22 protein-coding genes and 1 other RNA gene are annotated in these 25,879 nt (G+C 71.7%); 21 read left to right on the forward strand and 2 right to left on the reverse strand.

Annotated features, from left to right (window positions below; all coding sequences use genetic code 11):
* Positions 1-74 precede the first annotated feature (74 nt).
* The 4 genes from ACIRF8_RS02575 to ACIRF8_RS02590 all read left to right on the forward strand — a co-directional run bounded on the left by ACIRF8_RS02575 (position 75) and on the right by ACIRF8_RS02590 (position 5,635).
* Positions 75-1,793 carry a protein kinase gene (locus ACIRF8_RS02575; protein ID WP_404210070.1) on the forward strand — a complete coding sequence of 573 codons (1,719 nt, stop codon included), beginning with the start codon at positions 75-77 and terminating at the stop codon, positions 1,791-1,793.
* 121 nt (positions 1,794-1,914) lie between these two features.
* Positions 1,915-3,234 carry a serine/threonine-protein kinase gene (locus ACIRF8_RS02580; protein WP_404210072.1) on the forward strand — a complete coding sequence of 440 codons (1,320 nt, stop codon included), beginning with the start codon at positions 1,915-1,917 and terminating at the stop codon, positions 3,232-3,234.
* A 56-nt stretch (positions 3,235-3,290) separates the two neighbouring features.
* Positions 3,291-4,394, forward strand: coding sequence for a peptide chain release factor 2 (gene prfB, locus ACIRF8_RS02585; RefSeq protein WP_404210074.1), 1,104 nt, complete (start codon positions 3,291-3,293; stop codon positions 4,392-4,394).
* A 335-nt stretch (positions 4,395-4,729) separates the two neighbouring features.
* Entirely contained in the window at positions 4,730-5,635 is a 906-nt protein-coding gene (locus ACIRF8_RS02590; protein ID WP_404210076.1) for a hypothetical protein, read from the forward strand.
* Positions 5,636-5,749: 114 nt separating this feature from the next.
* Here ACIRF8_RS02590 and ACIRF8_RS02595 read toward each other — a convergent pair whose 3' ends face one another.
* Positions 5,750-5,944: a hypothetical protein gene (locus ACIRF8_RS02595; protein ID WP_404210078.1), complete on the reverse strand. Its 195-nt coding sequence runs from the start codon at positions 5,942-5,944 to the stop codon at positions 5,750-5,752.
* A 327-nt stretch (positions 5,945-6,271) separates the two neighbouring features.
* On the opposite strand from ACIRF8_RS02595, the gene ftsE reads away from it, so the two are divergent.
* The 7 genes from ftsE (at position 6,272) to dacB (ending at position 13,012) form a co-directional block, all read left to right on the forward strand.
* Positions 6,272-6,961, forward strand: a complete 690-nt coding sequence (gene ftsE / locus ACIRF8_RS02600; RefSeq protein WP_404210080.1) for a cell division ATP-binding protein FtsE — start codon at positions 6,272-6,274, stop codon at positions 6,959-6,961.
* A 39-nt stretch (positions 6,962-7,000) separates the two neighbouring features.
* Positions 7,001-7,918 (forward strand): permease-like cell division protein FtsX, encoded by a 918-nt coding sequence (gene ftsX / locus ACIRF8_RS02605; protein ID WP_404210082.1) that lies wholly within the window; start codon positions 7,001-7,003, stop codon positions 7,916-7,918.
* Between the two features lie 78 nt (positions 7,919-7,996).
* Positions 7,997-9,178: a S41 family peptidase gene (locus tag ACIRF8_RS02610; RefSeq protein ID WP_404210083.1), complete on the forward strand. Its 1,182-nt coding sequence runs from the start codon at positions 7,997-7,999 to the stop codon at positions 9,176-9,178.
* A 19-nt stretch (positions 9,179-9,197) separates the two neighbouring features.
* Complete coding sequence (smpB, locus tag ACIRF8_RS02615; RefSeq protein ID WP_404212240.1) at positions 9,198-9,749, forward strand: SsrA-binding protein SmpB; 552 nt, start codon at positions 9,198-9,200, stop codon at positions 9,747-9,749.
* 104 nt (positions 9,750-9,853) lie between these two features.
* Positions 9,854-10,242, forward strand: a transfer-messenger RNA (tmRNA) gene (gene ssrA / locus ACIRF8_RS02620).
* A 102-nt stretch (positions 10,243-10,344) separates the two neighbouring features.
* Positions 10,345-11,337 carry a PHB depolymerase family esterase gene (locus ACIRF8_RS02625; RefSeq protein ID WP_404210085.1) on the forward strand — a complete coding sequence of 331 codons (993 nt, stop codon included), beginning with the start codon at positions 10,345-10,347 and terminating at the stop codon, positions 11,335-11,337.
* 28 nt (positions 11,338-11,365) lie between these two features.
* Positions 11,366-13,012, forward strand: a complete 1,647-nt coding sequence (dacB, locus tag ACIRF8_RS02630; protein WP_404210087.1) for a D-alanyl-D-alanine carboxypeptidase/D-alanyl-D-alanine-endopeptidase — start codon at positions 11,366-11,368, stop codon at positions 13,010-13,012.
* A 4-nt stretch (positions 13,013-13,016) separates the two neighbouring features.
* Here the strand turns inward: dacB and ACIRF8_RS02635 are convergent, their stop codons facing one another.
* Positions 13,017-14,267: an MFS transporter gene (locus ACIRF8_RS02635; RefSeq protein ID WP_404210089.1), complete on the reverse strand. Its 1,251-nt coding sequence runs from the start codon at positions 14,265-14,267 to the stop codon at positions 13,017-13,019.
* Positions 14,268-14,351: 84 nt separating this feature from the next.
* Here ACIRF8_RS02635 and ACIRF8_RS02640 point away from each other — a divergent pair, with 84 nt between their 5' ends.
* The 10 genes from ACIRF8_RS02640 to ACIRF8_RS02685 all read left to right on the forward strand — a co-directional run bounded on the left by ACIRF8_RS02640 (position 14,352) and on the right by ACIRF8_RS02685 (position 25,791).
* Positions 14,352-15,344, forward strand: a complete 993-nt coding sequence (locus tag ACIRF8_RS02640; RefSeq protein ID WP_404210091.1) for a LysR family transcriptional regulator — start codon at positions 14,352-14,354, stop codon at positions 15,342-15,344.
* A 157-nt stretch (positions 15,345-15,501) separates the two neighbouring features.
* Positions 15,502-16,308: a hypothetical protein gene (locus ACIRF8_RS02645; protein ID WP_404210093.1), complete on the forward strand. Its 807-nt coding sequence runs from the start codon at positions 15,502-15,504 to the stop codon at positions 16,306-16,308.
* Entirely contained in the window at positions 16,309-18,495 is a 2,187-nt protein-coding gene (locus tag ACIRF8_RS02650; RefSeq protein WP_404210095.1) for a glycosyltransferase, read from the forward strand. It abuts the gene before it with no gap.
* On the forward strand, positions 18,492-19,847 hold the full coding sequence (locus tag ACIRF8_RS02655) for an acyltransferase family protein (RefSeq protein WP_404210097.1): 1,356 nt from the start codon (positions 18,492-18,494) through the stop codon (positions 19,845-19,847). Before ACIRF8_RS02650 ends, ACIRF8_RS02655 begins: the two co-directional genes overlap by 4 nt.
* A 122-nt stretch (positions 19,848-19,969) precedes the next feature.
* Positions 19,970-20,794: a hypothetical protein gene (locus ACIRF8_RS02660; protein WP_404210099.1), complete on the forward strand. Its 825-nt coding sequence runs from the start codon at positions 19,970-19,972 to the stop codon at positions 20,792-20,794.
* 147 nt (positions 20,795-20,941) lie between these two features.
* On the forward strand, positions 20,942-22,303 hold the full coding sequence (locus ACIRF8_RS02665) for a nitrate/nitrite transporter (RefSeq protein ID WP_404210101.1): 1,362 nt from the start codon (positions 20,942-20,944) through the stop codon (positions 22,301-22,303).
* A 136-nt stretch (positions 22,304-22,439) separates the two neighbouring features.
* Positions 22,440-23,606, forward strand: a complete 1,167-nt coding sequence (locus tag ACIRF8_RS02670; protein ID WP_404210103.1) for a uroporphyrinogen-III synthase — start codon at positions 22,440-22,442, stop codon at positions 23,604-23,606.
* Positions 23,607-23,694: 88 nt separating this feature from the next.
* Entirely contained in the window at positions 23,695-24,294 is a 600-nt protein-coding gene (locus ACIRF8_RS02675; RefSeq protein ID WP_404210105.1) for a CGNR zinc finger domain-containing protein, read from the forward strand.
* Positions 24,295-24,409: 115 nt separating this feature from the next.
* A complete protein-coding gene (locus tag ACIRF8_RS02680; protein ID WP_404210107.1) occupies positions 24,410-24,985 on the forward strand; it encodes a sigma-70 family RNA polymerase sigma factor in 576 nt (191 codons plus the stop codon).
* Entirely contained in the window at positions 24,982-25,791 is an 810-nt protein-coding gene (locus ACIRF8_RS02685) for a zf-HC2 domain-containing protein (RefSeq protein WP_404210109.1), read from the forward strand. Before ACIRF8_RS02680 ends, ACIRF8_RS02685 begins: the two co-directional genes overlap by 4 nt.
* The last annotated feature ends 88 nt before the right edge of the window (positions 25,792-25,879 follow it).

Below are 25,879 nucleotides of genomic sequence, written 5' to 3' on the forward strand. Positions count from 1 at the left end.
ACGCCGCACTACAGTGGGTCGCGACACCCGGGACCGGGCAGACCAAGCAAGTACCGATGCAGGGAGCGCATGACGTGCGGCCGGTAGGCAGCAAGTACCTGCTCGAGGAGCCGCTCGGACGCGGCGCCACGGGCACCGTCTGGCGAGCCCGCCAGCGCGAGACCGCGGGCGCCGAGGCGGCCGTCGCCGGGCAGCCCGGCGAGACCGTCGCGATCAAGGTCCTCAAGGAGGAGCTGGCGAACGACGCGGACGTGGTGATGCGCTTCCTGCGCGAGCGCTCCGTCCTGCTCCGCCTCACGCACCCGAACATCGTGCGCACCCGCGACCTGGTCGTCGAGGGCGAGCTGCTCGCCCTCGTCATGGACCTCGTCGACGGCCCCGACCTGCACCGCTACCTGCGCGAGAACGGCCCGTTCTCGCCGGTCGCCGCCGCACTCCTTACCGCCCAGATCGCCGACGCGCTCGCCGCCAGCCATGCCGACGGCGTCGTGCACCGCGACCTGAAACCGGCGAACGTGCTGCTCAAGCAGGACGACGCGGGCATGCACCCGATGCTCACCGACTTCGGCATCGCGCGCCTCGCCGACTCCCCGGGCCTGACCCGTACGCACGAGTTCGTCGGCACGCCCGCCTATGTGGCCCCGGAGTCCGCCGAGGGCCGCCCGCAGACCAGCGCCGTCGACATCTACGGCGCGGGCATCCTGCTCTACGAGCTGGTGACCGGGCGCCCGCCGTTCTCCGGCGGCTCCGCGCTCGAAGTCCTGCACCAGCACCTCAGCGCCGAACCGCGCCGCCCCTCGACGGTCCCCGACCCGCTGTGGACGGTCATCGAGCGCTGCCTGCGCAAGAACCCGGACGACCGGCCGAGCGCCGAGAACCTGGCGCGCGCGCTGCGCACCGTCGCCGAGGGCATCGGCGTGCACGCCGGCAGCGCGCAGATCGCCGCCGCCGAGGGCGTGGGCGCCCTGTTGCGGCCGGACCCCGACCCGGCGCAGGTCCCGGGCGTCCCCGGCGCCGCCGACCCGACCCAGGTGCTGCCCAGCACCGGCTCGGGCGCGCCCTCCTACGACCCGAACGCGGCGACCGACGTCATGAGCCGGCAGCCCGGCCAGCAGGGGTTCGGGAGCTCCGACGCGGACCCCACCTCCGTGCTGCCGCACCGGGGCGCCGCCGACCCGACCGCCGTCATGCCGCCGGTCCCGCCGAACCGGCCGGGGCACAGCGCGCAGGGCGGCGGTCCTGAGAACCCGGACGACCCGCACCCCTGGCAGAACCAGATGCGGGCCGCCCGCGACCGCAACGAGCAGACGCAGGTCCAGTACCTCGACCCGAACGAGGACCCGCTGCGCCGCCGCCCGCAGCGCCAGGTGGCACGCCCCGAGCAGCAGTCCGCGCCGCAGCGGCCGGGCCCGCAGCAGTACGCGCCCCGGCAGCCGCGCCGCCAGACCCCTCAGCCGCCGCAGCCGCACCAGCCCTCGCCGTACGCGCCGCAGCGTCAGCAGCCGCAGCAGTACGCGCCGCCGCAGCAGCCGCCCCGGCAGGCCCCGCCCGCGCGGGAGCCGCGCGAGCCGCGTCGGCGCAGCTCCAACCCGATGAAGATCCCCGGTCTCGGCTGCCTCAAGGGCTGCCTGTTCATGATCGTGATTTTGTTCGTCGTGAGTTGGCTGGTCTGGGAGTTCACCCCGCTCCAGGACTGGATCGGCACCGGCAAGGGGTACTGGGCCCAGCTCTCCGACTGGTTCTCGACGGTCACCGGCTGGATCGGCGACCTGGGCAGCAAGACAGGCAACTGACCCTCCTCGTGCGTGACGTTGGAGATTTGTCGACATCCGACGGGTGATTTCCCCCGCTGATGCGTTGGTTGGCGTCCGAGCCGCGTAGCTTGGGCGCCAACACGCGTCTGTAGGAGCAGCCTTGGCACGGAAGATCGGCAGCCGGTACACCGCACACCAGATCCTGGGTCGCGGCAGTGCGGGCACGGTGTGGCTGGGTGAGGGACCCGAGGGACCCGTCGCCATCAAACTCCTGCGCGAGGACCTCGCCTCCGACCAGGAACTGGTCGGCCGCTTCGTCCAGGAGCGCACGGCCCTGCTGAGCCTCGACCACGCGCGCGTGGTCGGCGTCCGCGATTTGGTCGTCGACGGGAACGACCTGGCGCTCGTCATGGACCTGGTCCGCGGCACCGACCTGCGCACCCGCCTGGAGCGCGAGCGGCGCCTCGCCCCCGAGGCCGCCGTCGCCATCGTCGCGGACGTCGCCGACGCGCTGGCCGCCGCGCACGCCGCCGGCATCGTGCACCGCGACGTGAAGCCGGAGAACGTACTGCTCGACATGGAGGGCCCCCTCGGCCCCGGCGGCGCGCACCCGGCACTGCTCACCGACTTCGGCGTCGCCAAGCTCATCGACGCCCCGCGCCGCACCCGCGCCACGAAGATCATCGGCACGCCCGACTACCTGGCCCCCGAGATCATCGAGGGCCTGCCGCCGCGCGCCGCGGTCGACATCTACGCCCTCGCGACGGTCCTCTACGAACTCCTCGCGGGCTTCACCCCCTTCGGCGGCGGCCACCCGGGCGCCATCCTGCGCCGTCACGTCACGGAGACGGTCGTCCCGCTGCCCGGCATCCCCGACGAGCTCTGGCAGCTCCTGATCCAGTGCCTCGCGAAGGCCCCCGCCTCCCGGCTGCGCGCCTCGGAGCTGGCCGCGCGCCTGCGCGAACTCGGACCCCTCCTGTCGGGCATGGCCCCGCTGGACGTGGAGGACCCCGACGACCCCGGCGACCCGGACGCCCCCGCTCACCAGGGCGGTCAGGCGGACCGGGGCGCAGACGGGGCGAGCGGCGGACCGGGCGCCGGTCCGGCCGACGAGCACGCGCGCGCGTCCGCGCGGGAGACCGCCGAGCCCACGGCGCCCCGCCGGGGCGCGGTGTCCCTGGTGCCCGGCGCCGCCCCCGCCGACTCCAACCGCGACACCCATACGTCGATGCGGGTCCCGGCCCCCGACGAGCTGGCCGGGGGCGCCCGCGGCACGGCCCGCGCGCCGCGCGCCGCCGGCGCCCCGCGCCCGGGTTCGGCCCGCAACCGGCACCCCGCGCGGCGCCGCCGCATCACCCTGGGCGTGGCCGGTGTCGTCCTCGCGGCGGCGGTCGGCGGCGGTGTCTGGGCCGCCACCTCCTCCGGCTCGGACGAGGCACCGCCCGCGGACAGCAGCAACTCGGCCCCGGAGTCCCCGTAGGGCGGCCCCGGGACGGCCGGGACCGGATCACTTGCACCAGCCGTTAGGCTGGTGTCGTGGCAGTCGTCGATGTATCCGAAGAGCTGAAGTCCCTCTCCTCGACCATGGAGTCGATCGAGGCCGTCCTGGACCTCGACAAGATGAGGGCAGATATCGCCGTGCTCGAGGAGCAGGCGGCCGCGCCGTCCCTGTGGGACGACCCGGAGGCGGCGCAGAAGATCACCAGCAAGTTGAGCCACCTCCAGGCGGAGGTGCGCAAGGCCGAGGCGCTGCGCGGTCGTATCGACGACCTCTCCGTCCTCTTCGAGATGGCCGAGGAGGAGGACGACCCGGACACCCGCGCCGAGGCGGAGGCCGAGATGACCTCGGTGAAGAAGGCGCTGGACGAGATGGAGGTCCGTACGCTCCTGAGCGGTGAGTACGACTCCCGCGAGGCCCTGGTCAACATCCGCGCCGAGGCCGGTGGCGTCGACGCCGCCGACTTCGCCGAGCAGCTTCAGCGCATGTACCTGCGCTGGGCCGAGCGCCACGGCTACAAGACGGAGGTGTACGAGACGTCGTACGCGGAAGAGGCCGGCATCAAGTCGACCACCTTCGCCGTCCAGACGCCGTACGCGTACGGGACCCTCTCCGTCGAGCAGGGCACGCACCGGCTCGTGCGCATCTCCCCGTTCGACAACCAGGGCCGCCGCCAGACGTCGTTCGCCGGCGTCGAGGTGCTTCCCGTCGTCGAGCAGACCGACCACGTCGAGATCGACGAGTCGGACCTGCGCGTCGACGTCTACCGCTCCTCGGGCCCCGGCGGCCAGGGCGTCAACACGACGGACTCCGCGGTCCGCCTCACCCACCTGCCGACCGGCATCGTCGTCTCCTGCCAGAACGAGCGCTCGCAGATCCAGAACAAGGCGACCGCGATGAACGTGCTGCAGGCCAAGCTCCTGGAGCGCCAGCGCCAGGAGGAGCGGGCCAAGATGGACGCCCTCAAGGACGGCGGCAGCTCCTGGGGCAACCAGATGCGTTCGTACGTGCTGCACCCGTACCAGATGGTCAAGGACCTGCGCACCGAGTTCGAGGTCGGCAACCCGCAGGCCGTGCTCGACGGCGAGATCGACGGCTTCATCGAGGCCGGAATTCGCTGGCGCAAGCAGCAGGAGAAGTAAGCACCGCCCCGACTGGCTTTATCGACAAGGCAACTGCCGCTTTTCGAGCGGTAGTTGCCTTGTCGTTTTCCGGGACGGGTTCCGACTGTGAAGGTCCTTCGGCCTTTTACGTCACAGTCACATGTCCGTACGACGGTCAACTCGCCCTATTTCGGGGCATCGCGTGCGCAACGACCTTGACGTTGACCTGAAAACTGGGAAGGCTGGCGCGCGGCATGCGTATCAGTGGGACGCGTGTGAACGGGGGCCGGTCGAACGTGAAACCTGCTGCCCCCTGTTGAACGCGGTCCCGGGCGCTGCTCCATTCACGATTGGCTACTGGGGGTAGCAGACAGATGACCAAGAAGACGCGGATCCGTGTAGCGCGGATAGCCGCCGGTGCGGTGATCGCCGCCGGCGCGTCGCTGACCGCCGCGGGTGCCGCTTCCGCCCTGGAGGTCGATCTTCCGGGCCTCGCGCACGTGAGCGCCGACGAGGACGGGCTGGGCGTCGGTGTGGTCGGCGGTGCCGATGGTGGCGCGGCCGACGGCGGCGCGGTCGCCGGTGTCGACGGCGGCACGACCGACGGTGGCGCCACCACGGACGGCGGTACGACCGACGGCGGGACCACGGACGGCGGCACCACCGACGGTGGCACCACCGACGGTGGCCTCACCATCGGTGGCGTGGACGGCGGCACCACCGACGGTGGTACGACCGACGGCGGGACCACGGACGGCGGCACCACCGACGGCGGCACGACCGACGGTGGCACCACCGACGGCGGCGCCACCATCGGCGGCGGCGACGGCGGCAACGGCAACTCCGGTGGCGACAGCGGCGGCAACGGCGGCGGCAACTCCGGCGGAAACGGCGGCGGCAACTCCGGCGGAAACAGCGGCGGTAACGGCGGCGGCAACTCCGGTGGTGACTCCGGCGGTTCGTCCACCGGTGGCTCGTCCACGGGCGGCTCCTCCTCCACCGGCGGTTCCTCCACGGGCGGTTCGTCCACCGGTGGCGACAACACCAACCCCGACGGCAACAACAACCCCGTCGAGCAGGGCCAGGGCAAGGACAGCCTCCAGGACACCGGCTCCACCCCGGCCGAGCAGACCGGCGCCTCGCAGAAGGGCGGCGAGCTGGCCGAGACCGGTGCCGACGGCACCACGATCCTGCTGATCGGCGCCGCGACGATGATCGCGGGCGGTGTCGGCTTCCGCTTCCTGCCGCGCCTCGCCGGCAACCGCGGTGCCGCTGCGTAACGCCTGAGCGACACAGCGCGGCCGACGTCGAGCACGTGGGCGGCGCACACGGAAGGGCCCGGAGCCGAACGGCTCCGGGCCCTCTCGCGCGGTCTGGGTCTGTACGGTCTGCGTCTATACGGTCTGATGGGCGGCGAGCAGGGCCACGGCCGCCACCAGAACGATCACGAGCGCGATCAGCGCTGTCGGGTTCAGCCCGGCGAACGGGCCCTCCTGCTGAAGTCGCTGGCGGTTCGCCCGGCACACCGGGCAGCGACCCTCGCTCACAGGTGCCGCGCAGTTCGCGCACACCAACCGGTCCAAGGTCATGCGCCCGTCCTCCTCCCGCGCGGCGGAGCCGACGGAAACGTCTGCCAGATTCCCACTGGTTCTCTCCGCTCAACGCTCAGGGAAACGCAACCGTTCCCCCTCCACTGTGCCAGCTTCCCGTATTTTCGGCGCGGCCCGTCCCCAGGACCGTCTCTGACCAGGCACGGAGCGGACAAAAACGGCACCGACCAGGGCCCGCACCGGGACAAAACGCGCAACCAGGGACGGCGCCTGCGCCGCGTGTGCCGGTTCGCGTATGGTCACGCTCACCGAGGGGGTGTCTCGGACACCCCCGCCCCGACGCCCCCGACGCTCCGAGGCGCCCCCGTGATCCGATTCGACAACGTCTCCAAGGTCTACCCCAAGCAGACCCGCCCCGCCCTCAGGGATGTCTCCCTGGAGGTCGAGCGCGGTGAGTTCGTCTTCCTGGTCGGCTCGTCCGGCTCCGGCAAGTCGACGTTCCTGCGGCTGATCCTGCGCGAGGAGCGGTGCAGCCACGGCCAGGTGCACGTACTGGGCAAGGACCTCGCCCGTGTCTCCAACTGGAAGGTCCCGCAGATCCGCCGCCAGCTCGGCACGGTCTTCCAGGACTTCCGGCTGCTGCCCAACAAGACCGTCGGCGAGAACGTGGCGTTCGCGCAGGAGGTCATCGGCAAGTCCCGGGGTGAGATCCGCAAGGCCGTGCCGCAGGTCCTCGACCTCGTCGGACTCGGCGGCAAGGAAGGGCGGATGCCGGGCGAGCTGTCCGGCGGTGAGCAGCAGCGTGTGGCCATCGCGCGGGCGTTCGTGAACCGGCCCAAGCTGCTGATCGCGGACGAGCCCACCGGCAACCTCGACCCGCAGACGTCGGTCGGCATCATGAAGCTGCTCGACCGCATCAACCGGACCGGCACCACGGTGGTCATGGCCACCCACGACCAGAACATCGTGGACCAGATGCGCAAGCGCGTCATCGAACTGGAGAAGGGCCGCCTCGTCCGCGACCAGGCGCGCGGCGTCTACGGCTACCAGCACTGAGAAGTACCGAGAGAAGCTGCGAAAGGCTCAGTAAGCGTTATGCGTGCCCAATTCGTTCTGTCGGAGATCGGTGTCGGCCTCCGCCGCAATCTCACGATGACCTTCGCCGTCATCATCTCGGTGGCCCTCTCGCTCGCCCTGTTCGGCGGCTCACTGCTCATGAGCGACCAGGTCAACCAGATGAAGGGTTTCTGGTACGACAAGGTCAACGTCTCGATCTTCCTGTGCAACAAGGGGGACGCCGAGTCCGACCCGAACTGCGCCAAGGGCCCGGTCACCGCCGAGCAGAAAAAGCAGATCAGGGACGACCTCGCCAAGATGGACGTCGTCCAGAAGGTCGCGTACGAGTCCCAGGACCAGGCGTACAAGCACTACAAGGAGCAGTTCGGCGACTCCCCGCTGGCCAGTTCGCTGACGCCGGACCAGTTGCAGGAGTCGTACCGGATCAAGCTGACGAACCCGGAGAAGTACGAGGTCATCGCGACCGCGTTCAACGGGCGACCGGGTGTGCAGTCCGTGCAGGACCAGAAGGGCGTGCTCGACAACCTCTTCAGACTGCTCGGCTACCTGAACTACGCGGCCGGGGCCGTGATGCTGGTGATGCTCGTGGTCGCGCTGCTGCTCATCGTGAACACGGTGCGGGTCTCCGCGTTCTCCCGGCGCCGCGAGACCGGCATCATGCGCCTCGTCGGCGCGTCCGGTTTCTACATCCAGGCGCCGTTCATCATGGAGGCGGCGGTCGCCGGACTCATCGGCGGCGGCATCGCCTGCGTCTTCCTGGCGGCCGGCCAGTACTTCGTGATCGACAACGGCGTGGCGCTCTCCGACAAGCTCCAGCTCATCAACTTCATCGGCTGGGACGCGGTGCTCACCAAGCTGCCGCTCATCCTCGCGGTGAGTGTGCTGATGCCTGCGCTGGCCGCGTTCGTCGCGTTGCGCAAGTACCTGAAGGTGTGACGAGAGTCCCCGGAGGCGCGGGGCGCCGGGCGGGGCAACGCCCCGTACGGCGCCCCGCGTTGTCCTAGACTCACCGACATGTCAGGCCCGGATCGGCTCCCCGCGCTCGCCGCGCACTCCATGCCTCGTCGCATCGGTCGTGGGGCGGCCCTGACACTGCTCTTCGCCGGCGTCCTCGCCGCCGGTGCCGCGACCGGCTCCTGGCCGGACGAGGGCCCCGAGACCGCCGCGGAACCGGGCCGCCGGGTCGCCGCCGTGCACAAGAGACCGTACGCGGACCCGACCGAGGCCGCCGCCGAGGCGATGCAGGACGGCAAGTCCCCGACCCTCGCCGCCGAGGAGGCCGTCAGCCGCAGCGGCGACCGCTGGGGCTCGGTCTACTCCCAGGGCGAGTACAAGGAGTTCGAGCAGGCGCTGGACGGCGAGTACACCGGTGTCGGGCTGTGGGCCCGCCGGGCCGCCGACGGCGACGTCCAGGTCACCAAGGTCCGTTCCGGCTCGCCCGCGCAGCTCGCCGGTATCCGTGAGGGCGACCGCATCGCGGCCGTCGACGGCAGGCCGGTCACCGGCCGCCCCGTCACCGAGGTCCTCGGGCTGCTGCGCGGCGAGCACGCCGGTACGGCCGTGCGTGTCGGACTCCAGCGCGGCACGCGCGCGTGGAGCGAGACACTGCGCCGCGCCAACCTCCCGACCGAATCCGTCACCGCCACCCGCCTCGCGTCCGGCGCCGTGCTCATCAAGGTCAGCGCCTTCACCAAGGACTCCGGCGTACAGGTGCGACGCGCGGTACGCGAGGCGCCCGCGCGCGCGGGCATCGTCCTGGACCTGCGGGGCAACTCGGGCGGCCTGGTCACCGAGGCGGTCGGCGCGGCCTCGGCGTTCCTGGACGGCGGGCTCGTGGCGACGTACGACGTACGGGGCAGGCAGCGCGCCCTGCACGCCGAGCGCGGCGGCGACGCCACCAGGCCGCTGGTCGTGCTCGTCGACAGCGGCACGATGAGCGCGGCCGAACTGCTCACCGGCGCCCTCCAGGACCGCGGCCGTGCCGTCGTCGTGGGCAGCCGGACCTTCGGCAAGGGCTCGGTCCAGATGCCGACCCCGTTGCCCGACGGCTCCGTCGCCGAGCTGACCGTCGGGCACTATCGCACGCCCTCGGGGCGGGGTGTCGACGGCCGCGGGATCACCCCCGACCTGGAGGCCGAGGACGGCGCCCGCCATCGGGCCGAGACAGTATTGAGTGGCCTCGGCACCCCCTCGTAGTGCGAAAATGGCCAGCACTATGGCCAAGGGAATGTACGTACCGAAGGAGTCCCAGCCCAAGCAGGGCAAGGGGGACGCGTCCAGCAAGAAGGACGGCAAGCGCAAAATCGTCGCCCAGAACAAGAAGGCACGGCACGACTACGCGATCATCGACACCTACGAGGCCGGTCTCGTCCTGACCGGCACGGAGGTCAAGTCGCTGCGCCAGGGACGCGCCTCCCTGGTCGACGGCTTCGTCCAGATCGACGGGCACGAGGCGTGGCTGCACAACGCCCACATCCCCGAGTACAGCCAGGGCACGTGGACCAACCACACCGTGCGCCGCAAGCGCAAGCTGCTCCTGCACCGCGAGGAGATCGACAAGCTGGAGTCGAAGTCGCAGGAGACCGGCCACACCATCGTGCCGCTGGCGATCTACTTCAAGGACGGCCGGGCGAAGGCCGAGATCGCGCTCGCCAGGGGTAAGAAGGAGTACGACAAGCGGCAGACGCTGCGCGAGAAGCAGGACCGCCGGGACTCGGACCGGGCCATCGCGGCGGCGAAGCGGCGCCAGCGGGCGAAGGAGCACTGACCGCCGGGAATACGCTGGCATCGACCGGCGTTGGTCACGTACGATGGCACTGCTCCTCACCGCAGGAGCACCGGATCGAAAGATCCACCTTGAAAAAACAACATGGGGATGATCGGTTTCGACAGCGGCTGTCGAAGCAGGGGAAGCGAGCCGAGGAAGCGGCAATGATCTCGTTAACCATATGTCGCAACCAATAATCGCCAATTCCAAGAGCGATTCCCAGTCCTTCGCCCTCGCTGCCTAATAAGCAGTGAGTGAAGGACCCTTAATGGGTGTCAGCCCGGGAGTGTTCCCGACCCGGATCCTGGCATAATCTAGGGGACTAAACCATCGAGCCCGGTCACGGGGTTCGATGGGAAATCAAACAGTGACTGGGCCCGTCGGAGACTTGTTCGCGAGATCTCCGGGGCCGAGAAAATCGTAGCGAACTGCGCTCGGAGAAGCCCTGCTGCTGCACCGTTGGACGCGGGTTCGATTCCCGCCATCTCCACCACCCCATGCGACCCAGGCCCGGCTGTTCACACAGCCGGGCCTTCGTCGTTGTGTGGTCCGGCGCCATACCGAGGGTTCCGGGGCGCTTCTACCTTCGCTCCCCATGACACACACCAGCGCACTCACCCGCCCCCGCACCAGAGCCGCGACCGTGCTCCTGGTCCTCTTCGCCCTCTTCCTGGCCGCCGTGCCGCGGGCGTCCGCCGCCGGGCCCGCGATCCAGGAAGTCACCGGATTCGGGAGCAATCCGGGCGGGCTGAAGATGTTCCGGTACGTACCCGACGGGTTGCCGGGCGGGCGGCCCGTCGTGGTCGTCCTGCACGGCTGCACGCAGAACGCCGCCGGGTACGGGAACGGCAGTGGCTGGGTCTCGCTCGCCGACCGGTGGGGGTTCTCCGTCGTGTTGCCCCAGCAGACCTCGGGCAACAACCTCAACTCCTGTTTCAACTGGTTCCAGAGCGGCGACATCGAGCGCGGCCATGGGGAGGCCGCGTCGATCGCGCAGATGGTCGACAAGCAGGTCGCCGACGTGGGTGCGGACGCCTCGCGGAGCTACGTGAGCGGTCTCAGCGCCGGGGGCGGGATGACTGCCGTGATGATGGCCGCGTACCCGGAGAAGTTCGCCGCCGCCGGTGTCGTCGCCGGGCTGCCGTACGGGTGCGCGCAGGCCGCCACGTCGCCGTACGTCTGCATGTACGTGGGGGCCACCCAGAGCCCGAGGCAGTGGGGCGACCGGGTGCGGGCGGCGCGGCCCGGATACGCGGGGCCCTGGCCGCGCCTCACCGTGTTCCAGGGCAGCGCCGACTACACCGTGAAGCCCGTCAACATGGCGGACCTCGTGGAGCAGTGGACCGATGTGCGGGGCGCCGACCAGGTCGCCGATGTGAGCGACACCGTCGCCGGATACCCGCACCAGCTCTTCCGGGACGCCTCCGGGAGCCCGGCCGTGGAGACGTACAGCATCACCGGCATGGGGCACGGGCAGCCCGTCGACCCGGGGACCGGCGCCGGCCAGTGCGGGACCGCGGGGGCGTACCTCCTCGATGTGAACATGTGCGCCGCCTACGTCCTCGGTCACTCGTGGGGTCTTGGCTGAGGGTGCGGCGTCCGGGATGCTCCGTGGCATGAGCAGATTCCACGGACCTGGCAGATCTGGCGGACCGGGCGATGCGGGCGGGACGGGCGTCAACTCCCGTCGGGGGTACAGGAGATGGGTGTGGCCCGCCGTCCTCGGCGTGGTTGCCGCCACCTTCTCGTGGGGTGGGCCCGCGGGGGCCGACTCCAGCCCCGGCGGGCTGTCCGAGGCGATCGACACCGTCCTCGGCGACCCGCGCATGGAGGGCGGCGCGGCGAGTGTCGTCGTCGCCGACGCCGCCACCGGCGAGACCCTGTACCAGCACAACGCGACCGGGCGGCTCGTGCCCGCCTCCAACACCAAGCTCGCCACGTCCACCGCGGCCATGGAACTCCTCGGCCCCGACCACCGGTTCACCACCGACGTGCTGGCCGGTGGGCGGGTGCGCGGCGGGGTGCTCGACGGCGACCTGTATCTGCGCGGGACCGGCGATCCGACCACGCTCGCGGCCGACTACGACAAGCTCGCCGCGGAGGTCGCCGCCGCCGGGGTGCGGAAGGTCGACGGGCGGCTCGTCGCCGACGACACCCGCTTCGACGACCGGCGGCAGGGCGACACCTGGGGCGCCGACGACGAGTCCTCGTACTACGCCGCCCAGATCTCGGCGCTGAGCGTCGCCCCCGACACCGACTACGACACGGGGACCGTCATCGTCGAGGTCGTCCCGGGCACGAAGGCGGGGGAGAAGCCCGCCGTGCGCGTCACGCCCGAGACGGACTACGTGCACTTCGACGTGCGGGCGAACACGGTGGCCGCCGGGGGCGAGAACAGCGTCACCGTCGAGCGGCGGCACGGGACCAACACCATCACCGTCGACGGCACCGTGCCGGTGGGCGGGGACACCACCAAGGAGTGGGTCACCGTGTGGGAGCCGACCGGCTACGCGGCGGCCGTCTTCCGCGACGCGCTCGCCGCGCACGGGGTGCGGGTGACCGGCCCCACCAGGCCGGGCCGCGCCACCCCCGCCGGAGCCAGGCGGCTCGCCTCGCACGACTCCATGGCGTTGAAGGACCTGCTCGTCCCGTTCATGAAGCTGTCCAACAACATGCACGCCGAGGCGCTGACCAAGGCCATGGGCTACAAGGCGACCGGGCGGCCCGGGAGCTGGGACGACGGGACCGCCGCCATCGCCTCCTACCTGAAGGGCGCCGGGGTGGACGCGGGCAAGGTGCGGCAGGTCGACGGCTCGGGACTCTCGCGCAAGAACAACTTCGCCGCCCGGCAACTCGCCGACCTGCTGCTCTCCGTACGGCACGCGCCCTGGTACGCCGACTGGTACGCGTCGCTGCCGGTGGCCTGCGCCCCGGACCGGTTCGTCGGCGGGACGCTGCGCTCCCGGATGTGCGGCACCCCGGCCGCCCTCAACGCCCGTGGCAAGACGGGGTCGTTGACGGGAGCGAGCGCCCTGTCCGGTTACGTGAAGGACGCCGACGGGCGCGAGCTGGTCTACAGCGTCGTACAGAACAACTACCTCGCCGCCTCCGTGAAACCGCTGGAGGACGCGATCGTCGTGACCCTCGCCGAGTCGACCGCCGAGGCGGCGACCGCCGTCCCGCCGAAGTCGGCGCGCTCCCTGCCCGCGGCGGAACGGGACGGCGACCTGGAGTGCTCGTGGCGCAAGCCCGCCACCTGCTGACTCCTCAGGGCCGCCGGGGGCGCCGTACGTATCCGTAGAGCGCCGGCAGCAGCGCCGTCACCGCCGCGGTGATCGGCACGGTGTACGCCGCGGTGGGGCCCCAGTGCTCCACCGCGGCACCCCCGGCCGCCGAACCGGAGGCGATACCGCCGAGCAGACCGGTCACCGCGAGCGTCATACCCTCGTTCAACCGGCCCGCCGGGGTGCGCTCCTGGACCAGCGTCATGCCGGTCACCATCGTCGGGGCCGTCGCCATACCGGCGATCAGGAGTGCCCCGCCGAGCGCGAGAAGGGAGCCGGTGAGGGCGGCGGCGAGCAGCGGCAGCGTCATCAGGACGGCCATCGCCGCGACGCACACCGGGTGGCGCCGATCGGCCGGGCCCAGGGGTCTCGTCGCCCCGTGGACCAGGCCCGCCGCGCACGAGCCCGCGGCTTGCAGCGCGAGGATGCCGCCCGCCCAGACCTTGTGGCCCTGCGCGTCCGCGAAGGCGACCGTGACGACTTCGAGGGAGCCGAAGATCGCGCCCGTGGCGAGGAAGGCGATCAGCAGCGGCGGCATGCCACGCGCGCGTAGCGGGGTTTTCGTCGTCTCCGCGCGCGCGTGGGGAGGCGGTTCCGTGGCGCGCTGGGCCGCGAAGATCAGTACGCCCGTCATCATGAGGACGACGCTGACCAGCGTGCCCGCCTCGGGGAACAGGGTTCCGCACAGGAAGGCGGCCACCACGGGGCCGAGCATGTAGCAGAGTTCGTCCGCCGCCTGCTCGAAGGAGTTCGCCGTGTGCAGCGCGTCCGCGTCGCCCTTGAGGAGATGCGCCCAGCGGGCCCGCGACATGCCGCCGGTGTTGGGCGTGGCCGCCGACGCCAGATACGCGGCGAACAGGGTCCAGTCCGGCGCCCCGAAGCGCACGCACAACAGCAGCGCGAGCGAACCGCATGCCGAGATGACGGTGGCCGGGACGGCGACGCGCGCCTGCCCGTGGCGGTCGACGAGCCGGGCGGTCCACGGGCCGACGAGCGCGTTGGCGACCAGGCCCGTCGCGGTGACGGCCCCGGCGAGCGCGTACGACCCCCGCGTCCCGGAGATCATGATGACCGCGCTGATGCTGAACATCCCTTGCGGGAAGCGGGCTATGAGGTTGCCGAGGGTGAAGGCGCGGGCGCCGGGGAGGGCGAAGAGACGGGCGTACGTGATCTTCCCGGCAGCGGGAGCGGGAGCGGGCGGGGTGGTGTCCGGGGCGGTGGTCGCGTCAGGCATGGAGAAGAGCGTCGCCGCGGGTCACCCACGCGGTCCAACACCTACTCGGTGACGATTGACGCGTCCACGTTGTAAGTTCGCCCGATGCCGCCCTCCGCCGGAACCCCACGGCACGTCGAACCACGCCTGCTGCGCGCCTTCCTCGCCGTCGCCGACGAGCTCCACTTCACCCGCGCCGCCGCCCGCCTGTACGTCGCCCAGCAGGCCCTCAGTCGCGATATCCGGCGCCTGGAGCGGGAGCTGGGCGCCGTGCTGTTCGGACGGACCACACGGCAGGTGACGCTCACCGCGGAGGGCGCGCGGCTGCTCCCGTACGCGCGGCGCGCGATCGAGGCACAGGACGAGCTGCTCGCGGTGTTCACCCGGCCCGCCCCGGAGGCCGGGCCGCTGCTCGTCGATGTGAACAGCCCCGGGCTCGTGCACGAGCGGGTTCTCGCGCGGGCCCGCGACCTCGCCCCCGAGTGCGAGCTGATGGCCCGTTACGAAAGCGGCCTGACGGGCGCCGCCGCCGAACTCCTGGCGGGGCGGATCGACGTCTCCTTCGGCCGGTTCGCGGGGCTCGACCGAGCGGTGCGGGACCGTCTCGCGCAGCAGCCCCTGCGCTACGAGCCCATGGCGGTCGTGCTCCCCGAGGAACATCCGCTGGCCGCGCTCGACGCCGTACCGCTGGACCGGCTCGCGGGGGAGACGATCTACGCGGGCGCCGGTAATCCGCGGACGCCCGAGTGGACCGATCTGGCCCGGCGGCTGTTCGCCGGGCGGGGCATCCGGATCGCGCCACCCGCACCGCTCGCCGTCGGCGAGGAGGAATTCCGGCGGATCATGGCGAAGTACCGTCATCCGGTTCTTACCGGTGTCGACTTTCCGGCCATGCCGGGATCGGTGCTCCGGCCACTCGTCGACCCCGTCCCGCTGTCACCGGTGTCACTTGTGTGGCGAAAGGGGCGGAAACATCCGGGGATCGAGGCGTTGAGGGTCGCCGCGGCCGAACTCGCCGAGGAGGAAGGGTGGCTCAGACAGCCCGAGGGCGCATGGATACCCGCCGCAGATGCACTCATCATGATGAACCGCGATTGAAGCCAGGACGCACGTGGTACCGGCGGCGCTACGTTCATTCCCCGGGTGCGGTGTGATAAGAGGGGCGCTCGGATCGGGTGGGGACCGGTCCGGTCGACGGAGATGCGGCCCCTCACGTACGCACCCATGAACGTGTCCTTGGGGGGATGTGCGTACGGTGGAGAATTGGCGAGAAGACGCCCTGTCGGGGCACACCCATGATCCGAACGAGGTGACGGTTCAACTCGACGGCGCGGGGCGGCAGTTGGGTGCTCTGCTCACCGCGGGCGCCGGGCCGGGCGGATCGGTCGGGACGCTCGGGGTGCCGGTCGGCGGCAAGGAGGGCAAGGAAGTCCCCGTCTTCGTCGACGACTCGGGGCGGCGCGGTCGCACCTTCCGACGGGTCGGCGTGGCGATGGGCCTGGCCTGTGCGGTGTACGCGGTCGTCATCGTGCTCACCATGCTGTGGGGCAATTCCAGCGCGCCCTGGCTGCCCATGCCCAAGGAGCCCGCGGACAAGGTCGACACCAAGCCGCTGCTCCCCGTCGAGTCCTCGACGCCCTCCATATCCCCGGGCACCACCCCCGGCCCGAGCGTCTCCGGCACCGCGCCCGGCTCCGCCGTGACCCCGGGCGCAGGCAAGGCCCCGTCCCAGGACGCCGGTGGCGACGACGCCGAGCCCGACCGGGGCGCGGGCACCGGCAGCGCGCCGCCCGGCAGACCCGGGGTGAGCAAGCCGAAGCCGCCCGCCGTCCCGACCGCGCCGGGAAGCACCACCACGCCACCGGTCGTCCCGCCCGTCGACCCGCCCGCAGGCAGCGGCTCGCCGACGCCCGTCGAGCCGTCCGGCGTCCCGACCGCGGACCCGGTGGGCGGCGGCAGCGACATCACCGCCTCCCGCGCCCTGCCGGGCCGGATCGTCGCGCACCTCCCCGGCGGCGCCCCGGCGCCGTCCTTCGCGCCCCTGGAAAGGGGCGTCCTGTAGATGCCCCACCGCTCACGTCCCGGGCAGCCCCGTGCCCGAAAGCGCCGCCTTCCGCTGCGCTACCTCCTGCCGTCACTGCTCCTCGCGGCGATGATGGTCATGCTCATGCTGCGTGGTTACGTGCACAGCGAGATCCTCGCCGACCACCGCGTCCGGCCCGAGGCGGCCACCGACGAGGTCCCGCACCGCGTCCTCGACGGCGGACCCGTCATCGACGCCCGCGACGACCACGTCGACACGGCCCGCATACCGCACCGGAAACTGGTGCTCACCTTCGACGACGGGCCCGACCCGACCTGGACCCCCGAGGTCCTCGACGTCCTGAAGAAGCACCACGCGCACGGCGTCTTCTTCGTCACCGGCACCATGGCCTCGCGCTACCCGGGCCTGGTGCGGCGCATGGTCAACGAGGGCCACGAGGTCGGCCTGCACACCTTCAACCATCCCGACCTCTCCTACCAGACGCAGAACCGCATCGACTGGGAGCTGTCCCAGAACCAGCTCGCGATCGAGGGCGCCGCCGGCATCCGCACCTCGCTGTTCCGCCCGCCCTACTCCTCGTTCTCCGACGCCTTCGACAACACGTCCTGGCCGGTGACCGAGTACATCGCCAGCCGCGGCTACCTCACGGTCGTCAACAACACCGACAGCGAGGACTGGAAGCGCCCCGGCGTCGAGGAGATCATCCGCCGGGCCACCCCGCGCGACGGCAAGGGCGCCATCGTCCTGATGCACGACTCCGGCGGCGACCGCTCCCAGACCGTCGCCGCGCTCGACCGCTTCCTGCCCGAACTCCAGGACAGGGGCTACCGGTTCAAGAACCTCACCGAGGCCCTCGGCATGCCCAGCGCGCACACACCCGTGACCGGCGTGGAGCTGTGGAAGGGCCGGGCGTGGGTCTACGCGGTCCAGGCGTCGGAGAACATCACGGGCGTCCTGGTCGTCGGGCTCGCCGTCATCGGCGTCCTCGTCATGAGCCGCTTCGGTCTCATGCTGCTGCTGTCCGCGCTGCACGCCCGGCGCGTACGCCGCCGCGGCTTCGCCTGGGGCCCGCCCGTCACGGAACCGGTGTCGGTGCTGGTACCGGCGTACAACGAGGCCAAGTGCATCGAGAACACCGTGCGGTCCCTGATGGCGAGCGAGCACCCCATCGAGGTCATCGTCATCGACGACGGCTCCGGCGACGGCACGGCCCGCATCGTGGAGAACCTGCGGCTGCCGAACGTCCGGGTCGTGCGCCAGCTCAACGCGGGCAAACCGGCCGCCCTCAACAGGGGCCTGGCCAACGCCCGGTACGACCTCGTCGTGATGATGGACGGCGACACCGTCTTCGAACCGGCCACCGTGCGCGAACTGGTCCAGCCGTTCGGCGACCCGCGCGTGGGCGCCGTCGCGGGCAACGCGAAGGTCGGCAACCGGGACTCGCTGATCGGCGCCTGGCAGCACATCGAGTACGTGATGGGCTTCAACCTCGACCGCCGGATGTACGACGTCCTGCGCTGCATGCCGACGATCCCGGGGGCCGTCGGCGCCTTCCGCCGCTCCGCCCTCGCCCGTATCGGCGGCATGAGCGACGACACCCTCGCCGAGGACACCGACGTCACCATGGCGCTGCACCGCGACGGCTGGCGCGTGGTCTACGCCGAGAAGGCCCGCGCCTGGACCGAGGCCCCCGAGTCCGTCCAGCAACTGTGGTCGCAGCGCTACCGCTGGTCCTACGGCACCATGCAGGCCATCTGGAAGCACCGCCGCGCGGTGGTCGAGCGCGGGCCCTCCGGCCGTTTCGGCCGCGTCGGACTGCCCCTGGTCTCCCTGTTCATGGTCCTCGCCCCGCTCCTCGCGCCCCTGATCGACGTCTTCCTCCTGTACGGAGTGGTCTTCGGCCCCACCCAGAAGACGGTGCTGGCCTGGCTCGGCGTGCTCGCCGTCCAGGCGGTCTGCGCGGCGTACGCCTTCCGCCTCGACAAGGAACGTATGACGCACCTCATCTCCCTCCCGCTCCAGCAGATCCTCTACCGGCAGTTGATGTACGTCGTGCTGCTCCAGTCCTGGATCACGGCCCTCACCGGCGGCCGGTTGCGCTGGCAGAAGCTGCGCCGCACGGGCGCGCTCGGCGCCGTGCCGGGCAGCCTGCCCCGGCAGCGGACCGCGTCGGTCCCCGGCGAGAGCAGGAGGCCCGTCGCATGACGCAGCCGTACGGGGACGACGTCCCCTCGTGGCCGGTCCCGCCCGCCGGACCGGAGACCGACGCCCGGCCGCTGAGCACCCAGGCGCCCGCGCAGCCCGCCGCCCGGGTCACCGAGGCGCCCCGCGGGACGGAGGCCACCTCCCTGCTGACACCGGACGAGGCCCTGGTGCCCGCACAGGCCCGGACCTCCGCACCGGCGCCCGCGAAGCCGGGCCGGGACCGCTATCTCGACCTGCTGCGTTCCGTCGCGCTCCTCCGCGTCGTCGTCTACCACCTCTTCGGCTGGGCGTGGCTGAGCGTGGTGTTCCCGTCGATGGGCGTGATGTTCGCGCTCGCCGGGTCCCTGATGGCGCGCTCCCTGAACCGACCGGCGCTCGGCGTGATCCGCGGGCGCGTCCGACGACTGCTGCCGCCGCTGTGGGCGTTCAGCGCGGTGGCGCTGTCGCTGCTGTTCATCGGCGGCTGGAACCCGGGCAAGGACCCCGACTACGGGGGGCTGTGGGGCTGGCTCGGCATCATCGACTACGTCGTCCCGATCGGCTCACCGCCCTTCCCCTTCGAGGTGGCGAACCCGCCCGGGTTCCTGGAGAGCAGTTGGGCCGAGCAGGGCGTAGGGCCTCTGTGGTACCTGCGCACGTACCTCTGGTTCGTGCTCGCCTCGCCGCTGCTCCTGTGGGCCTTCCGCAAGATGCCGTGGGCGACACTGCTCGCGCCGCTGGCGCTCACCGCCGTCGTGGGCACGGGCCTGGTCGAGATCCCCGGCAGAACCGGTGAGGCGGTCACCGACTTCGCCGTCTACGGCGGTTGCTGGGTGCTGGGCCTCGCGCACCACGAGGGCGTACTGGCGAAGGTGCCGCGCTATCTGGCGGTCTCCGGCGCGACCCTCGTCATGGCCTTCGGCCTGTGGTGGGCCTCGGGCCATCTGACCGAGGAGGGCTGGGACCTGAACGAGATCCCGCCGGCGCAGGCCACGTGGTCCCTCGGCTTCGTCGTCATCCTCCTCCAGTACGCGCCTTCCTGGCGGGAGTTGCCGGGGCGCCTGGCCCGTTGGGACAGGCCGATCACGCTGGCCAACAACCGGGCCGTCACGATCTACCTCTGGCACAACCTGCTGATCATGGCGACGTTCCCGCTGGTCGACCTGGTCTATTCGCTTCCGTTCATGACGGACGGGCTGGTTTCCGCCCTCGACTCGACGTACATGTTCTGGACGTTCGTCCTCGTCTGGCCGCTGATCGCGCTCGCGATCGTGGGCACGGGCTGGGTCGAGGACCTGGCCGCCAAGCGCCCGCCGCGCCTCTGGCCGGACGGCGCGCGCAGCCGCCCGAAGGGACGGCGCAAACGGCACTGAGGGCCCGAGGCCCCGAGGCCCCGGCAGGGCTTGTGCCCGAAGGCTGCCTCCGGGTTGACTTGTGCGCGCTGTGCGGCGTGGGCCGCTCGGTTCGTACGGGGAGTACGGGGACGGGGACAGCCATGACGCAGCCGCCGCAGGACGGGCCGGGGTACGGGTACGGCGGGCCGCCCCCGCAGCAGCCGCCCGCCGGGCCCTACGGGGCGCCGGGTCCCTACGGCGCCCCCGCGCACCACCCCGGCCCGTACGGCACCGGCAACCCGTACGCGAGCGCGCCCCCCACCCCACCGCAACAGCCCGCGTACGGGCAGTCGCCGTACGGCCGGTTCCCGCCGCCGCAGGCCCCCTTCCCGCCCCAGCCGGGGCAGGGCGGTCCGGGCGGCGGCGGTGGCAGGAAGCGGGCGGTGCTGGTCGCCGTCGCGGTCGTGGTCGGCGCCGCGCTCGCGGGCGGCGGTGTCCTCCTGGCCACCAGCGGCGACGACGACGGCGGCGATGCCGAGCCGGTCGCCGAGCGGAGCAGCATCGTCGCGACGGGCAGCGTCGGACCGGCGCCGAGCGAGACCGGCTACCCGAGCCCCGGGTCACCCCCGTCCGAGACCCCGTACGGCGACGAGCCGAGCGAGCGCCCGGCGGGCTCCACCGGCTACCAGGGGCAGTGGCAGAACGAGAAGGCGCAGACCCTCACCGTCGGCGCGAAGATCGCGTCCGGCAACGCCAAGGGGAAGTACAGCGTCTCCTACATCGACTCCGCCGGTAAGGGGATCTGCAGCGGCATCGGGGAGACGCGCGGCGGGGACGGCTTCCGGATCGCCGTCTCCTGCCTGGGCAAGGACACCGGCGACGAGGTCTTCGCCGCCAACCTCAGCCAGGCCGCCGACGTCGTCACCCTCACCTGGGACAAGGGCGGCTCGGTGAAGCTGCCCTGGTCGGGTGCGGGCTCCGACTGATCCGTCGCCCTTGCCCGGGCCTCACCGCTCGCCGCCGCCCCGGGTGAGAGCAACGTTCCCCACCGGTCATCGCACGCCACAGTCCGGAAATCCGCCCTCTCTACCGTCGGTCGCGGAAGGCAGGACCAGCGACCCTGGAGGCGTGAGATGGCAGGCCGGAGCCGGACCCGTGAGTGGGTCGATCGGTGGGACCCCGAGGACGAGACGTTCTGGGCGGAGACGGGCGCGAAGGTCGCCCGGCGCAACCTCCTCTTCTCCATCCTGTCCGAGCACATCGGGTTCTCCATCTGGACCCTGTGGTCGGTCATGGTCCTGTTCATGGGGCCCGAGTACGGCATCGACCCGGCGGGCAAGTTCTTCCTCGTCTCGATGGCCACCCTCGTCGGCGCCTTCGCGCGCGTGCCCTACACCTTCGCCGTCGCCGTCTTCGGCGGTCGCAACTGGACGGTCATCTCGGCGAGCATGCTGCTGGTACCGGCGATCGCCGCGTTCGTCGTGATGGAGCCGGGGACCTCGTACAGCACGTTCATGGTGTGCGCGGCGCTCACCGGCGTCGGCGGCGGCAACTTCGCCTCCTCCATGACGAACATCAACTCCTTCTTCCCCATGCGCAAGAAGGGCTGGGCGCTCGGCCTGAACGCGGGCGGCGGCAACATCGGCGTCCCCGTCATCCAGCTCGTCGCCCTCGCCGTCATCGGCATGAGCGGCGGCCCGCGCGTCCTGCTCGGCATCTACATCCCGCTGATCCTGGTCTCGGCGCTCTGCGCGGCCCTGTTCATGGACAACCTGGCGTCGGTGAAGAACGACACCGGCGCCGCCCGGGACGCCGCCAAGGACGCCCACACCTGGATCATGGCGTTCCTCTACGTCGGCACGTTCGGCTCGTTCATCGGCTACTCGTTCGCGTTCGGGCTCGTCCTCCAGACCCAGTTCGGCCGTACGCCGCTCCAGGCCGCCGGTGTCACCTTCATCGGGCCGCTGCTCGGCTCGCTGATCAGGCCCGTCGGCGGACGGCTCGCCGACCGGTTCGGCGGGGCCCGCATCACGCTGTGGAACTTCGTGGCGATGGGCGCCGCGACGTCCGTGGTGATCCTGGCGTCGGTCCAGAAGTCGCTCGCCCTGTTCACCGTCGCGTTCATCGTCGTGTTCGTGCTGAGCGGCCTCGGCAACGGGTCCACGTACAAGATGATCCCCGGCATCTTCCACAACAAGGCGCTCGGCCTCGGGCTGACGGGCGAGGAGGCCGCCGCGTACGGGCGCCGTCTCTCGGGCGCCTCCATGGGGCTGATCGGCGCGGTCGGCGCGCTCGGCGGACTCGGCATCAACCTGGCGTTCCGCCAGTCCTTCCAGACGGCCGGTACCGGTACCGGGGCCTTCGTCTCCTTCCTCGTCTTCTACGCGGTCTGCTTCGCCGTGACCTGGGCCGTATACCTTCGCCGTACGGCCGCGCGCGCCGAGGCCGCGCCGGCCGCCGAGGCGAAGCCGCAGCTCAGCTACGCCGAGGTGTGAGAAGCGAGCACGTAACACGTACGCAATCATGCTGATCCGGGCCTGTCATGGTGGGTTGACAGGCTCGGACGTCGGCGTGACAGCAGAGACCGAGCCGGCAGAGCACGGACGACCGTCGAGCGGGACGAGAACCAGCATGGACGAGGAACAGCAGACAGCCGGGGCCGCGCAACCGCACGGCCCGCTCGCGGGCTTCACCGTGGGCGTGACCGCCGCACGCCGCGCCGACGAACTGGGCGCGCTGCTCAAGCGCCGCGGCGCGACGGTGCTGCACGCGCCCGCGCTGCGGATCGTGCCCCTCTCCGACGACAGCGAACTGCTCGCCGCCACCAAGGAGTTGATCGACCAGGTCCCCGACGTGGTGGTGGCGACGACCGCGATCGGCTTCCGCGGCTGGGTCGAGGCGGCCGACGGCTGGGGCCTGGGCGAGGAGCTGATCGCCCGGCTGCGCGGGGTGGAGCTGCTCGCGCGCGGGCCCAAGGTGAAGGGGGCGGTCCGCGCGGCGGGGCTGACGGAGGAGTGGTCGCCGTCGTCGGAGTCGATGGCGGAGGTCCTTGAGCGGCTGCTCGCCGAGGGCGTCCAGGGCAGGCGGGTCGCGGTCCAGTTGCACGGTGAACCGCTGCCCGGCTTCGTGGAGGCGTTGCGCGAGGCCGGGGCCGAGGTGGTGGGGGTGCCGGTGTACCGGTGGATGCCGCCGGAGGACATCGGGCCCGTCGACCGGCTCCTGGACGCGACGGTGGCGCGGGGCGTGGACGCGCTGACGTTCACCTCGGCGCCCGCGGCGGCGTCGCTCCTGAACCGGGCGGAGGAGCGCGGCCTGCTGCCCGAGCTGCTGGCGGCGCTGCACCATGACGTCGTGCCCGCCTGCGTGGGCCCCGTGACGGCGCTGCCGCTCCAGGGGCACGGCGTGGACACGGTGCAGCCGGAGCGGTTCCGGCTCGGCCCGCTGGTGCAGCTCCTCTGCCACGAACTTCCCTCCCGGGCCCGCACGTTGCCGATCGCGGGGCACCGGGTGGAGATCCGCGGGCACGCCGTCATGGTCGACGGGGAGCTGCGGCCCGTACCGCCGGCCGGCATGTCCCTGCTGCGGTCCCTCGCGCGGCGGCCCGGCTGGGTGGTGGCCCGCGCGGACCTGCTGCGCGCACTGCCGGGCGCGGGCACCGACGAACACGCGGTGGAGACGGCGATGGCCCGGCTCAGGTCGGCCCTCGGCGCGCCGAAACTGATCCAGACGGTGGTCAAGCGCGGCTACCGGCTGGCCCTCGAACCGTCGTCGGCGGACGCGAAGTACGCCGCCGAGTGAGCCGCCGCCGCCCGCCCCCGCGCCTCCGCAAGCAGCCCCGCGGGAGCGGGGGTTACGGTGGCGCGTCGTGGCGGGCACTGTAGAGGGCATGGCAGCAGTACCCACAGGGTCCTCCCTCCCCCCTCTCTGCGAGTTGCGGTTCGACTCCGGACGCCTCTGCCTGGATCTGGTCGCCACCGCACACCCCGACGAACGCCTCACCTCCACCGATCGGCTGCGCGCCTGGCTCCTGGGCGCCGGGCTCGTCCCCGATCCCGCCGCACTGCCCGTGTGCACCCCGGCGTGGCTCGCCGCCTTCCGCGAACTGCGCGTCCACATAGGCCAGTTGGTGCGGGGTGAGCTGGACGGTCTTCCCGCGCCGACCGCCCTCGAACGCGTCAACCTGCTCGCCCGCGCGGCCCCGCCCGCACCCCGCGCCGTCCGCACCGCCGACGGCGCCCTCGTCCGGGCGCTGCACGAGGAGCCCGGCTGCCCGGCCCTGCTCGCGGCCGTCGCCCGGGACGTCGTCGACCTGCTCACCGACCCCGCCGTCCGGGGCTGCCTGCGCCAGTGCGAGGGCGACAGTTGCCCGATCATCTACCTCGACACGTCCCGCGGGCGCAGACGCCGCTGGTGTTCGAGCGAGGTCTGCGGCAACCGCGAACGCGTGGCCCGGCACCGCCGCCGGGCGGCGCTGGCCAGGGCCTGACCCACGTCTCCCCGAACTCCCTTTGAACACCGGCGTGTTCGCGTACGTATTCCACCGGTGAGCCCAGCCGAGAAAAGACGGTCGGATCGTCGAACTGGGGACACCGGAGGTAGGCGTGCGCAAGGATTCCGCCGTGGCCGATGAACGCCCTTCCCGGGCCCGACATCGCGCACCCCGGCCCCCTGCGCTGGACGAGGAGCTGATGCGCGCGCTCTACGCCGAGCACGCGCGACCGCTTCTCGCCTATGTGCTCCGACTGGTGGCGGGGGACCGGCAGCGCGCGGAGGATGTCGTGCAGGAAACGCTCATCCGTGCCTGGAAGAACGCCGGTCAGCTCAACCGGGCGACCGGCTCGGTACGCCCCTGGCTGGTGACGGTCGCCCGACGCATCGTCATCGACGGCCACCGCAGCCGGCAGGCCCGGCCACAGGAGGTCGACGCGTCACCGCTGGAGGTCATTCCCGCGGAGGACGAGATCGACAAGGCGCTCTGGCTGATGACCCTCTCCGATGCCCTGGAGGACCTGACCCCCGCGCACCGGGAAGTACTCGTGGAGACGTACTTCAAAGGGCGTACCGTCAATGAGGCGGCCGAGACGCTCGGCATCCCCAGCGGCACGGTGCGCTCCCGCGTGTTCTACGCACTGCGTTCCATGAAGCTGGCCCTTGAGGAGCGGGGGGTGACGGCATGACGTCCGCGTACGGGTCGTACGGACCGTCCGGTCACGAACCGGCGGGTGACGTGCACGAGACGGTCGGCGCCTACGCGCTGGGCGTCCTCGACGACGCCGAGGCGAGCGCGTTCGAGGCCCACCTGGCCGGATGCGAGCGGTGCGCGGCGCAGTTGGAGGAGTTCGCGGGGATGGAGCCGATGCTGGCCGCCCTCGCCGACCTGCCGGCCGCGCGCGACGCGTCCGGTGTGCGGCGCGTCGGGGAGTCCCTCGCGGCCACGCCGGGGCCGCGGCTCGCGGAGTCCCTGGTCGACGAGGTCGCCCGCAGGCGCGGACGCAAGCGGCGCAGGGGCCTCTATCTGGTGGCCGCCGCGGCGGCGCTGATCATCGGCGGGCCGCTGACGGTCATGGCGGTCACCGACGACGGCGGTACGGGCAACGTGGCGGAGCCGCACCCCACGAGCCCCGCGCAGGACGCCTTCTTCCACCACATGGACGAGAAGGTGTCGGCCACCGACGCGACGACGAAGGTCAGTGCGACGGTCGGCATGGAGAAGAAGGCATGGGGCACCCACACCGTCCTGCGACTGAAGAACGTCAAGGGGCCCCTGAAGTGCTCGCTGATCGCGGTCGGCAAGAACGGCGAGCGCGAGACCGTCACCACGTGGGCCGTCCCGAAGTGGGGCTACGGCATCGAGGGCAGCGCGCACGAGAGCGCCCACTACCCGCTGTACGTGCACGGAGGCGCCGCCTTCGACCGGAACCAGATCGATCACTTCGAGGTCGAGACGCTCGACGGGAAGCGGCTCGTGGAGGTGAACGCGTGACCGCCTGGTGAGCCGACCGCCGGGCACGTAGCCGCGCGGGCCCCCTTTCGCGTACCTTTGACGGCTGCCCAGCACGTCAGAAGGGGGC

Origin of the sequence: Streptomyces sp. NPDC102406, from assembly GCF_044765725.1 — a bacterium.
In the GTDB taxonomy this organism is placed as follows: Bacteria; Actinomycetota; Actinomycetes; order Streptomycetales; family Streptomycetaceae; genus Streptomyces.